At 58.0% G+C, this 12,462-nt stretch carries 10 protein-coding genes; 6 read left to right on the forward strand and 4 right to left on the reverse strand.

Translation table 11 applies throughout. The features are described 5' to 3' along the window. Positions 1-174: 174 nt before the first annotated feature. Positions 175-1,533: an ATP-binding protein gene (locus tag ERD80_RS02595; protein WP_058759279.1), complete on the reverse strand. Its 1,359-nt coding sequence runs from the start codon at positions 1,531-1,533 to the stop codon at positions 175-177. Continuing rightward, positions 1,530-2,189, reverse strand: coding sequence for a response regulator (locus tag ERD80_RS02600; RefSeq protein WP_021507795.1), 660 nt, complete (start codon positions 2,187-2,189; stop codon positions 1,530-1,532). Before ERD80_RS02600 ends, ERD80_RS02595 begins: the two co-directional genes overlap by 4 nt. A 189-nt stretch (positions 2,190-2,378) precedes the next feature. Here ERD80_RS02600 and ERD80_RS02605 point away from each other — a divergent pair, with 189 nt between their 5' ends. The 3 genes from ERD80_RS02605 (at position 2,379) to ERD80_RS02615 (ending at position 5,070) form a co-directional block, all read left to right on the forward strand. After that, complete coding sequence (locus ERD80_RS02605; RefSeq protein ID WP_021507794.1) at positions 2,379-2,747, forward strand: helix-turn-helix domain-containing protein; 369 nt, start codon at positions 2,379-2,381, stop codon at positions 2,745-2,747. A 108-nt stretch (positions 2,748-2,855) separates the two neighbouring features. Next, positions 2,856-3,746, forward strand: a complete 891-nt coding sequence (locus ERD80_RS02610) for a LysR family transcriptional regulator (protein WP_058770045.1) — start codon at positions 2,856-2,858, stop codon at positions 3,744-3,746. A gap of 112 nt (positions 3,747-3,858) precedes the next feature. Then, a complete protein-coding gene (locus tag ERD80_RS02615; protein ID WP_104093933.1) occupies positions 3,859-5,070 on the forward strand; it encodes an MFS transporter in 1,212 nt (403 codons plus the stop codon). 77 nt (positions 5,071-5,147) lie between these two features. Here ERD80_RS02615 and ERD80_RS02620 read toward each other — a convergent pair whose 3' ends face one another. Together ERD80_RS02620 and ERD80_RS02625 are read right to left on the reverse strand one after the other, a co-directional pair. Next, positions 5,148-7,535: a glucose/quinate/shikimate family membrane-bound PQQ-dependent dehydrogenase gene (locus ERD80_RS02620; protein WP_058770114.1), complete on the reverse strand. Its 2,388-nt coding sequence runs from the start codon at positions 7,533-7,535 to the stop codon at positions 5,148-5,150. Between the two features lie 282 nt (positions 7,536-7,817). Continuing rightward, complete coding sequence (locus tag ERD80_RS02625; protein WP_136545659.1) at positions 7,818-8,417, reverse strand: hypothetical protein; 600 nt, start codon at positions 8,415-8,417, stop codon at positions 7,818-7,820. Positions 8,418-8,835: 418 nt separating this feature from the next. Between ERD80_RS02625 and ERD80_RS02630 the strand changes: the two genes are divergently transcribed. From ERD80_RS02630 to ERD80_RS02640, 3 genes are all read left to right on the forward strand, one after another. Then, positions 8,836-10,074, forward strand: a complete 1,239-nt coding sequence (locus ERD80_RS02630; RefSeq protein ID WP_136545663.1) for an MFS transporter — start codon at positions 8,836-8,838, stop codon at positions 10,072-10,074. 310 nt (positions 10,075-10,384) lie between these two features. Further along, the gene (locus tag ERD80_RS02635) at positions 10,385-11,806 is read left to right on the forward strand and encodes a sodium:solute symporter family protein (RefSeq protein ID WP_058759283.1); all 1,422 of its coding nucleotides are present in this window, start codon (positions 10,385-10,387) and stop codon (positions 11,804-11,806) included. A gap of 1 nt (position 11,807) precedes the next feature. Further along, a partial coding sequence (locus ERD80_RS02640; RefSeq protein ID WP_211145557.1) for an exo-alpha-sialidase occupies positions 11,808-12,462 on the forward strand: 655 nt, incomplete at its 3' end.

The following is a 12,462-nucleotide window of genomic DNA, read 5'->3' on the forward strand; positions in this document are numbered from 1 at the left end:
TGATCACGTTTGTCAAAAAGTGTTGCATTTCGATTCAGTAAATATGTGAACTAGATCACATAAAGGCCGTGTAACGAACGGAACCCCGCAACCGTTTACGTTGTCGGGATACGCAGAGAACTGGCAGGAGAAGAAAATAGCCGGCGCTGATTATCGCGCCGGAGAGGAAAGACGTCAGGGAAGGGTTACGCGCACCTGCAGGCCACACACTTCACCCTGCGGGTTAAGGCAATTCGATAGCGCCACCTGCATCTGATGCTTCTGCGCCACGCTGCGCACGATCGACAATCCTAAGCCGCTGCCCTGCGCCTGGACATCCGGCGAGCGGGTAAAGCGATCGAAGGCGCGCTCAATAAACGACTCCGGCATGCCGGGGCCGTTATCGACAATATCCACCACCGTATGATGACCGACGCGATGCAGTAGCACATCCACCAGGCTGCCCTCCGGCGTGTGCAGCATGGCGTTGCCGATCAGGTTATCGAACAGGCTGCGCAGATCGGAGCGGCTGGCGTGCAGACGATAATGCGCCGTGCCGTTGAAGCCGATATCAATGCCGCGCTTGTCCGCCACCACCATCAGCTGCTCAATGCTCTCCTTCAGCAGGTCATCAAGCTCAATGGTCTCGACGCTGGCGACAACGGACTGATCCTCCTGGCGCGAGATGTTCAGCAATTGCGTGACCAGATGGCGCGTGCGCGTGACGCCCGCTTCCAGCTGATCAAACTGGCGGCTGGCTTCGCCCGGCAGGATGTGCTGACGCAGGTTCTCCAGCTGTAACGTGACGGCGGTGACCGGCGTGCGCAGTTCATGCGCGGCATCCTCAAGGAACTGGCGCTGTGACGACCAGGCCGCGCGTAGTTTATCCAGTAGCGAGTTATAAGCATCGACCAGCGGCAGCACTTCGTCCGGCAGACCGTCCGGCGACACGCTGTGCGGATGCAGGGTTTCCTGCGCCGCAATCTGGCGCGAGGCTACGCGCAGATCGCGCGTAATGGCCCGCACCACCAGCCAGATCACCAGCAGCGACAGCGGCATCATCAGGATGAGCGGAATGATGGCGGAGAGTACGCGTTTCACCATCAGGCTCTTCATGTAGCCGACGTTGTGCAGCACCTGAATATTGCCGATCTCGCTGCCCAGCTCGCCGGGTCGGGTGTAAACGCGCCACTGGCAGTCATCGCCGCAGTCGCCAACTTTTAAATCCGACCAGCCTTTTTTGCTCTGCAGGGGCGCGTGCAGCGCCGGCCAGGAACTGGCGCGCAGGTGATTATTGGTGTCCCAGAGCTGAACGATATAGGTACTTTTGAGCTTCTCCTGCTGCATCACCATCGGCATCAGTGCCGGCATGCGCTGGCTGCTTGACCAGGCATCGGCAATTTTGGCGAGCTGGTCGTCCTTCATGGTGCCCATCATGTCGCCATAGCAGTGGTAGAAATACCAGGTGACACCGCCGATCATCGCCAGATGCAGCAGCACCAGCGTGGCCAGCAGTTTGTTGCGCAGCGACCGCATAAACGTAAAAGATCTCATATTGCCGGCACCCGCCAGCCCAGACCGCGCACGTTGCGAATCACTTCGTTATCGAGTTTGCGCCGCATGCCGTGAATCAGCACGTCCACGGCGTTGCTGGTGACCTCTTCGCCCCAGCCGTAGATGCGGTTTTCTAACTGCTCACGCGACAGGATCGCGCCTGGGCGTTCCAGCAGCGCATAGAGCAGGGCGTATTCACGTGCGGTTAGCTGCTCGCGCTGGCCTTTGTACAGCACTTCACGCGTCATCATATCGAGCTGCACGTCGCCGTTGCCCAGCAGGGAGTCCGCCGCACCGTGGCGGCGTCGGGTGATGGCTCGCATACGCGCCAGAACCTCTTGCAGATCAAAGGGTTTAAGTAAGTAGTCATCGGCGCCACTGTCCAGGCCCTGGATGCGCTGCTGCACGGTATCACGCGCGGTCAGCACCAGCACCGGCGTCATGTCACCGCGCGTGCGCGCACGCCGCAGCACATTGATGCCATCTTCACGCGGTAAACCGAGATCGAGCAGGACGCAGGTGTAACCGCCTTCCTGCCAGGCGTTGCTGGCAAATACGCCGTCACGCACCCAGTCCACCGACCAGCCGGCGGCCTCCAGCGCCTGCTGCAGGTTGGCGCCGATCATTTCATCATCTTCTACCAGCAGCACACGCATGATGCCCTCCTGAATAACTTGTCGCAGTGTAGCGCCCGATAATTAGCGCAGAATTAACCTGGCGCGCTGTTTCGTCGGGAAAGCCGTTTTTTTGCTTGCTAATTCTGCGCTAATTTTCTGCTAATTAAGGGATAAATTTAACGCGCTACAGTGACGTCACTGGACATTTTACCGACGCCGGAGGAAGTCATGAATCAGCGCGAATTTATCCGTAGTTTGCTGGAGTGGATTGAAAAAAATTTAGGGCACGATCTGCATCTGGATGAAGTAGCACGCCGCTCGGGATATTCCCGCTGGCATCTGCAACGTCTGTTCCGTCAGCACACCGGTTTTTCACTGGCAGAATACATTCGCCAGCGCCGGCTGACTGAGTCAGCGCTCACGCTGATCAACAGTGATGAGGCGATTCTGCAGGTAGCGATGAGCTACGGCTTTGATACCCAACAGGCTTACACCCGCACCTTTAAAAATTATTTCCGCGTCACGCCAGGCCAGCTGCGGCGTCAGCGTCGCGTCGAGCCGGACCGCCTGCTGTTTCCGTTAGCGGTGGCGGTGTGACATCCCTCGCCCGATTTCCCGTGGCAGCTGCGTAACGGGAAATCGGGTGCGCATTCGCGTTTTTGCTTTTAAGCTGCGGTTCTCACTCTTTCGAATCAGCCAGAGAACATGGACAACAGCGATAATCTCACCGCCATGATGCTGTTTGCACGCGTCGTTGAGCGGCAAAGTTTCAGCGAAGCGGCCCGTACGCTGGGGGTATCAAAATCGCACGTCAGCCGCGAAATCGCCCGGCTGGAGGTGCGGCTGGGTATCAAACTGCTGCAGCGCACCACGCGCAAGGTGGCGCTGACCGAGCTGGGCCAGGCTTACTATCCGTTTTGCACCCGCATGCTCGAAGAGATGCATCGCGCCGACGCGTTTGTGCAGCAGGTGCATCAGCAGCCTGCCGGCAACGTGCGGCTGCAGGCGCCGATCACCTTCGGCTGCCAGTGCGTGGTGCCGACGCTGAATACCTTTATCCGCCGTCACATTCACATCAACGTCGATCTCGAACTGACCACCAGCGACGATCCGCAGCCCAGTGCGGACGTGGCGATTGTGATCCGCGCGCGTGCGCCGGAGGTGGCGAACTACCGCGAGCTGAGCAGCATTGACTGGGGACTGTATGCGTCGCCAGCGTATCTGGCCGCGCATCCGGCCATCGATCATCCCGAACGTCTGATGCGCCACGATCTGCTGCTGTTTCACGGCCCGGCACACACGGCGGCGTTGCCGTTTCGCCGTGATAAGCAGCGCCTGGCGCTGGATGTGCACAGCCGCTTTCGCGCGAATAACAGCATGGCGCTGCTCAATGCGGCCCTGGCCGGAACCGGCGTGGCGTATCTGCCCGCCTATATGACGCAGGAGGCGCTGGCGCGCGGCGAGATTCAGCAGGTGCTGCCGGAATGGCAGATGGATCGCCTGCACAGTTACCTGCTGCTGAAAGAGCAGCCGCAGCCCTCGTCACCGATCACCTTACTTTGCGACGCGCTGATCACTGCGCTGGGTGCGTCATGATTGTTGTTTTCTGGCAACAATAGCGCGCTGGCTGGCAAATATCCGCTTCTCCCTGTTTTCTTTGTGCTACCGCTGATAGCCTGCTAAAAAAGCCAAAAACAGGGATATCACTATGTCGCACTCTTCTATCGCGTTAGCGCCTGAGCAGCAACACTGGCGGCGAAATTTGTGGGTTTGCGTGCTGGGCTCGTTCAGCACTATCGTCGCCATGACCCTGCTGCTGCCCTTTCTGCCCCTCTATGTGCAGCAACTGGGCGTGCAGGAACCGGCCGCGATTGCGCGCTGGTCAGGCGCCGCCTATGGTGCCACCTTTCTTAGCGCGGCGCTGACGGCACCGCTGTGGGGCAAACTGGCGGATCGCTATGGCCGCAAGCTGATGCTGATCCGCGCCAGCCTCGGAATGGCCGTCGCCATGTCGCTGATTGGGATGGCCACCGCGCCGTGGCAGCTGGTGGCGCTGCGCCTGCTGGCCGGCCTGCTCGGCGGCTATGCGTCGGGTTCCACCATTCTGGTGGCGGCGCAAACGCCGAAAGCGCAAACCGGCTGGGCGCTGGGCGTACTGTCCTCCGGCATCATGGCCGGTAATGTGGTCGGCCCGCTGCTGGGCGGCGTGCTGCCGCCGCTGATCGGTATCCGCCACACTTTCTGGCTCACCGGCGCGGTGATTTTTCTCGCGTTTCTCGCCACCACTTTTCTGCTGAAAGAAGCGCCACGTGCGGCGAAGAAAGCCGCAGCCGGGGAGGGTGATGAGCCGGAGGCGTCGATCAACCGGCCAGTGGTGCGGCTGATGTGGCTGTCGGGCATGCTGCTGATTTTTGCCAATATGTCGATTGAACCGATTATCACGCTGTATATCGCGCAGTTTGTGCACGGCGATCACGCGGTGACGGTGACGGCCGGACTGGTGATGGCGGCCGCTGCGCTGGGCAGCATTCTCTCCGCGCCGCGCCTTGGCCGGCTGGCCGACCGCATCGGACATGCGCGCGTGCTGATTTATGGCCTGCTGGTCTGCGCGCTGCTGCTGATTCCGCAGGCGTTTATTAGCGCGGCGTGGCAGCTGGTGCTGCTGCGTTTCCTGATGGGGATGGCGCTGGGCGGCCTGATGCCCTGCGTGACGGCGTTGATTCGTCATAATGTGCCGCAGCGGCAGGTCGGGAAAATGCTGGGCTATGCGACCTCAGCCCAGTATGTCGGCCAGGTGAGCGGCCCGCTGTTCGGTGGCTTTATCGGCGGCGCGTTTGGTATGCGCCCGGTGTTTCTCGCCACCTGCGTGATTATGGCGCTGTGCGCGCTATTGAATGCGCGGGTGCTGCGTAAACCCTGACCTCCAGATCGACCGTAATGCCGACCGGCATATAAAAAAAGCGGGCATTGCCCGCTTTTTTACTTCAGTGCGAAAAATTACTTCGCATCTGGCAGCGCATAGGCAATCACGTAATCGCCCAGCTTGGTACCAAACGAACCGTGACCACCGGCCGCGATGACAACGTACTGCTTGCCATTCACTTCATAGGTCATCGGCGTAGCCTGGCCACCCGCTGGCAGACGCGCCTGCCACAGCATCTCACCGGTGTTGGTATCGAACGCACGCAGGTAGTTATCTGCGGTCGCGCCGATGAAGAACACGTTACCGGCGGTGGTGATTGGGCCACCCAGCATTGGCATACCCATTTTGAACGGCAGCGGAACCGGTGCGCTATCGCGAACGGTACCGATACGTTTCTTCCACACGGTTTCGTTGGTCTTCAGGTCGATCGCTGAAACGTAACCCCAGGCCGGCTGTTTACACGGCAGACCAAACGGCGACAGGAACGGGTTCAGCTCGACGCCAAACGGCACACCGTACTGCGGCTGAATGCCGGTTTCGGTACCGGAACCGCCTTCTGCGCCCTGCGGTGGTTCAATCGGGTTGCCCGGACCGCGCGGAATCAGCTTAGACACAAACGGCAGCGCCATTGGGTTAGCAATCGCGATCTGACGATGTGGATCAACCGCGATGCCGCCCCACTCGAACATACCAAGGTTGCCCGGGAACACCAGCGTACCCTGCTCAGACGGCGGCGTGAACGGACCTTCGTAGCGCAGACGCTTGAAGATCACGCGGCACACCAGCTGGTCATACATCGTCGCGCCCCACATGTCCTTGTCCGTCAGGTTCTGCTTCGGACGGAAGGTCAGTTCGGAGTACGGCTGGGTCGGTGCCACGTGGTCACCTTTCGCCGCGCCCTGCGGTACCGGAGTTTCCGGCGCAGGCACGACCGGCTTACCGGTACGACGATCCAGCACAAAGATGTTACCGGTTTTCGCCGGGGCATAAATCACCGGTACGGTGTTGCCGTCTTTGTCCGTGATATCGGCCAGCGTCGGCTGTGACGGCAGGTCCATATCCCACAGATCGTGGTGCACGGTCTGATACGACCACACCAGCTTACCGGTGGTGGCGTTCAGCGCCAGAACGCTGCTCGCGTAGCGCTCCTGCTCTGGTGTGCGGTTACCGCCCCAGATATCCGGGGTGGAAACGCCCATTGGCAGGTAAACGGTATCCAGTTTTGGATCGTATACCGCTGGCGCCCACGAGTTCGGCGAGTTCATGGTGAAGGTGTGTTCATCGGCCGGAATCGCGTTAGGATCTTTCGCGCCCGGATCGAATACCCACAGCAGTTTACCGGTGTTGACGTCGAAGCCACGGATGGCACCAGACGGCTCACGCGTAGAGTAGTTATCGGTGACCGCACCAGCAATGACGATGGTGGTGTCAGTGATAACCGGCGGTGACGTAGGCTCATACTGGCCTGGCGTCTGTACCGGCTGCTTGTGCTGCAGATCCAGCTCACCGTTGTTACCAAAGGATGGGCAACGGGCACCGGTATCGGCATCCAGCGCGAACAGACGACCGTCGTTCACTGGCAGATAGATGCGGCGTGAGCACAGCGCAGGCTGGCTGTTGGCGGCATCGGCAGCAGCAGGCACTTCATGGTATGAAACACCGCGGCAGGTCACGTGCTGGAAGGTAGGATTCGGCTTCAGGCCCGGATCGAATTTCCACTTCTGCTTACCGGTCGTCGCATCCAGCGCAAACAGAATCTGGTGCGGCGAGCAAAGGTACAGCGTGTCGCGGATTTTAATCGGCGTCACTTCGTCAGTGATTTCACCCGGATCGTTGGCGGTTTTGAGATCGCCGGTCTGGAACTGCCAGGCAACCTGCAACTCTTTCACGTTGCTGGTGTTGATCTGCTTCAGCGGCGAGAAGCGAGTGCCCTGCTGGTCACGCGCGTAGGCTGGCCAGTCAGCATCGTTGATGTTACTCAGCGGCTGGGCCTGCGGGACGTTAGCGGCTTCCGGCAGGTTGCCATTCAGCTCCTGCGGATCGTGGAATACTGCCCACGCCAGCACCAGTACGCTGGCCACCAGCGCAACGGCCATCGCACCCAGCGCACCTTTACCCGCATGATTCAGGCCGCGATACACAAACGGCAGAATCAGCCAGATACCGAAGATCACCAGCACGTCGGTACGTGGGGCCAGCGCCCAGAAGTCGAAGCCGACTTCCCATACGCCCCACACCAGCGTTGCCAGCAGCAACAGGGCATACAGCAGCAGTGCGGAACCGCTACGGCGCCACAGCAGAACAGCGGTGATCAGCATAATCACACCGCCAATAACGTAGTACCAGGAACCTCCAATGGCGGCTAACCAAACGCCGCCAATCAGCATAAACGCGCCCGTCAGCAGTGCAAACAGCACCGTCAGGAAGCGAATTACGCCAAAAGATGAGGAAGCTTTCCCCATAATATTGACCTCTTTCTTTGCCATAAAATCAAAGGAAACAACCGATTAGGCTGTATCCCGACATAGAGTACGAAGTGACTTAAGGTGTTCTGTCAGTGCTTTTCCGTTAAGCAGGATGATCCCTTTGCGTTAAATTTTATCTTAAAAACGTTAACAGGTTTGATTTTTTTAGCGCTTTGCTCTTTTTATCAGGCAGTGACACGACATTTTATGAGGATATTGCGCCATCCTGTCCGGCGTAATCGGGTGATAACGCCGACGCGCAGAATTTTGTGTAAACGTTTACCCCGGGAATAGCGGATGACAGCTCCGCTGCGTTTGCCAGCCGCTTAGCTGTAAATGCAGGTAATCTTCGGCCGGTAATTGGAGCTGGGGCGTACGTAATATTACCTCTGCTTGTGTTTCCCGCAGCGAAGCGAGCAGAAAAGGAAAGCTGAACTTGAGATAATTTTCGCGGAAGAAGTCATCGCTCAGAACAATACCGCTGAAGGGAAAATCGGTAATATTTTTCCACTCGGTTCCCGGCGGCGCGAGATCGTAAAGCCAGAAGGAAAAACGAGACGCCACAGCGCGTAAGGCGGATCCTGCCTGACTTAAAGTGGCATAGTTGATCGCCAGCCTTACATTCTCATGTTGCAGGCTGGAATAATTATCCACGTCATGCAAAAAGGACATCACGCTATTTCCCGCCAGTGGAATAATTATTAATCCCGCAGCATCCGCTGACTGATAATGTTGAGTAATTATCTCGCCTTCATGAAGTAATGCATCACGTTCCGGCACGCAATGCATTAAGGACGCTGAATAACATGCGCCGATAGGTGTGCCGTCGAAGCGACAGACACGCTCAGTGACATAAGGATGGTATGAATTGTTTTCCATTTATCTCTATGAATAAATTAATGAACGATAGCGTCTTAATTATTATAAGGACGGGAAGACTGCTGTGATTATCACAGGGGGCAATATAGATCGATTCGCCGGCAAAGATCACCTTTTTTAGCTGTTTCTGATAAAGAGATAAAAAGCGTTGTGCTGGCGGTAATTAACGTTTTATTGAATTATCTGGAATGTTTTGACTATTTTCACAGTAAAACAATCAGTCTGCTAATATTCTGCGCGCCAGCTTTAACCCTGAATCCGTATAAACACCTGTTTTTACAGCGCACATCCAGCCATTGCCTGCTCCGGTCAGTTATCGCACTCTATGGCGTGAAAAACATAAGGAAAGCCGATGGTGGCTTTTCACCAGGCCGGTGCCATGACGCCGGCCGGTTCTGCTTCAGGATGGGATAAAACTATGGGTTCACCGGTCACCGCAGCGGAAGATTCGCTGCTGCGACACAGGTCGTTCGTCGCCTTCTGGCTGGCGCGTACCTGTTCATCGTTTGGTTTTCAGATGTTCTCCGTGGCCGTCAGCTGGCAAATCTATGCGCTTACCCACAGTGCTATGGCGCTGGGCATGATCGGTCTGATGCAATTCTTACCTTCTGTATTGCTGGCGCTGCCGGCGGGTCATCTTGCGGATCAGTATGACCGTCGCCGCATCGTGCTGCTGGGGCAGCTGATTGAGTGGCTGGCGCTGCTCGGGCTGGTGGCGCTGACGCTGCTGCACTGGGCGGGCCGGATTGAAATCTGGGGACTGGTGTTCCTGATTTCGCTGGCCAAAGCGCTGGAGTGGCCGGCAATCACCTCAATGCTGCCAGCGTTGGTACCGCCGCCTATTCTTGCGCGCGCCATGGCGGCCAGCTCAGTGGGGGGTCAGGCGGCGGTGATTGTTGGCCCGACGCTGGGCGGTTTGCTGTATGTGGCCGGACCGGAGGTGGTGTATGGCGTGTCGGCACTGTTCTATCTGCTGTCGATTGTGCTGGTCAGCCGTTTGCGCTACGAACGACCGCCGCAGACACGTATTCCGGCCAGCCTCAGCACCATGTTTGCCGGTGTCCGCTTCATCCGCGAGCGCAAAGATGTGCTTGGGGTGATCTCGCTCGATCTGTTTGCCGTGCTGCTGGGCGGCGCCACGGCGCTGCTGCCGATCTTCGCCCAGGATATTCTGCATACCGGTCCGTGGGGGCTGGGCATGCTGCGCGGTGCCCCGTCGGTCGGGGCGCTGCTGGTCGGGGTGTGGCTCAGCCGTCACAAGCTGGAAAAGCACGTGGGCATGATCATGTTTGGCTCGGTAGCCGGTTTTGGTCTGGCTACGCTGGTATTTGCGCTATCGACGCAGCTGTGGCTCTCGCTGCTGGCGCTGGCGGCACTCGGCGGCTTCGATATGGTGAGCATGGTGATTCGCGGCGCGCTGGTGCAGCTGGACACGCCGGATGAGATGCGCGGGCGCGTCAACGCGGTCAACGCCATTTTCATCAATACCTCTAACCAGCTGGGTGAGTTCGAATCCGGCCTGTTGGCCGCATGGTTCGGTGCGGTGCCCGCAGCGGCGATTGGCGGTGTCGGCACCCTGGTGGTCGTGGCGCTGTGGATGGCGCTGTTCCCTCATCTGCGTAAACGGCAGAAACTGGAAAACGACAGTCTCGCCTGACGTTCGCGGCTGCCCGGCGCGGTAGCCGTGGCCGGGCACTCAGTCTGCCTCGCTATCTCACACAGTTAAGTTTGATTATTATTAATCACATTTGACTGTTTGTGAGCATGATCAAACTAATTAAGCGCCAGTTAATCTATAAATTGCCCTGCCTGTGCGTAAATTTATTCATTTTTGAGTGAAGTAAATCATTTTGCACGGTGCGGGGTAGCCAGCGCAGCGACGCAACAACAATAATCATGGCCGCCTCATTAACGGTGCGTGTGAAGCCCGGCACGCACCACGACCCTACGTTATCAATGAGGCGAACATGAAACAGTTCTCTGCAGAAGGGATGGTGATTATTGTCGGGATTGTCATTGCCTACATCCTGTTCACTACCTGGCTGACCTGGCGGTTGCGCAGTAAAAACAGCGGCGACTTTATGGCGGGTTCAAACGTGATGCCAGCGTTTGTGGTCGGCGTGATGCTGATGTCTGAATACATTGGCGCCAAGTCAACCATCGGTACGGCGCAGGCGGCTTTTGAGGATGGCTTTGCCGCGTCCTGGTCGGTGATCGGTGCCGCTATCGGCTTTCCGCTGTTTGGTATTCTGCTGGTCAAACGCATCTACAACACCGGCAAAATTACCATTTCCGGCGCGATTGCCGAGCGCTATGGCAACTCCACCAAAAATATTATTTCTATCATCATGATCTACGCGCTGCTGCTGGTGAACGTCGGTAACTATGTCAGCGGTGCGGCGGCGATCTCTACGGTACTGAACCTTGATCTCACCACGGCGGCGGTGATCACCGCGCTGGTCAGTACCTTCTATTTTATGTTCGGCGGCATGAAAGGCATCGCCTGGGTGACGCTGCTGCACAGCGGCCTGAAATATATCGGTATTCTGGTCATTCTCGGCGTGGCGCTGCACATGACTGGCGGCGTCAGCCCGATGATCAAAGAGATGCCGCACTTTTACTGGACCTGGGACGGTAACGTGGGCGCCAGCACCATTTTTGCCTGGATGATTGGCACCATCGGGTCGATCTTCTGCACCCAGTTTGTGATTCAGGCTATCGCCTCGACCAAAAGTGCGGCGTCTGCGAAGCGCGCCACCTGGGTCGCCTTCTTCTTCTGTATGCCGATTGCCATCGCCATTGCGCTGATTGGCGTGGCGGCAAAGTATCTGCATCCGGAGATTAACAGCCTGTACGCGCTGCCGGTGTTCCTGCAGGACATGAGCCCGTGGCTGGCAGGGATTGTCACCACCTCGCTGGTGGCATCGATTTTTGTCAGCGTCAGCACCGTGGCGCTGGCCATCGCCTCACTGGTGGTGAAGGACTTTTATGTGCCGTACCGTAATCCGACGCCGGAGCGCGAATTTCGCATGACGCGCTGGCTGTCACTGCTGATCGGTTTCCTGCCGCTGATCTTCGTGCTGTTCGTACCGGAAGTGCTGAAGCTGTCGTTCTTTACCCGCGCCATTCGCCTGTCAATTTCGGTGGTGGCGATCATCGCTTTCTACCTGCCGTTTTATAAAAGTACGCGCGGCGCGAACGCCGGCCTGATTGGTGCCTGCGTCATGACCTCGCTGTGGTATCTGCTGGGCGATCCGTTCGGCATCAACAATATGTACGTCGCGCTGGTCACACCGGCGGTGATCATGCTGATTGACCGCCTGATCCCGTCACGCCAGCCGCAGCGCAAAAATGCACCTGATTCCTCAATGCAAAACAGTGGAGCCTGACATGACCGACTCAACCATTACCGTCGAACGTAACGGTAAGCTTCATCCGCACGCGCAGGACGCGCAGCAGCTCACGGCGATGCTGCCTTCGGTTTGTCCGCAGAACCACGCCGCTAATCTGCTGCCGTTACCGAACGGTGATCTGCTGTGCGTATGGTTTGGCGGCACGCAGGAAGGCATCGCGGATATTTCAGTGTGGTGCTCACGGCTGGCGCAGGGCAGCGCGCAGTGGAGCGATCCCTTGCAGTTATCCGACGATCCGGCGCGATCGGAACAGAATCCGGTGCTGTTCCTCGATCCCGAGGGCGTGCTGTGGCTGCTGTGGACCGCGCAGAAGTCCGGTAATCAGGACACGGCGATTGTGCGCTATCGCCAGTCACACGATTTGGGTCACAGCTGGAGTGCCATCGATACGCTGCTCGATCAGCCGGGCACGTTTATCCGCCAGCCGCTGGTGGTGCTGCCGAACGGCAACTGGCTGCTGCCGGTGTTCTATTGTCGCACCCAGCCGGGAGTGAAATGGGTGGGCAATGATGACATCAGTGCGGTAAAAATCTCCAGTGACAAAGGCCAGAGCTGGCGCGATGTGGCGGTGCCGGACAGCCTCGGCTGCGTGCACATGAACATTACGCTGCTGCAGGATGGCAGCCTGCTGG

It is taken from the genome of Pantoea sp. R102 (genome assembly GCF_004916815.1).
Lineage (GTDB): Bacteria > Pseudomonadota > Gammaproteobacteria > Enterobacterales > Enterobacteriaceae > Pantoea > Pantoea dispersa.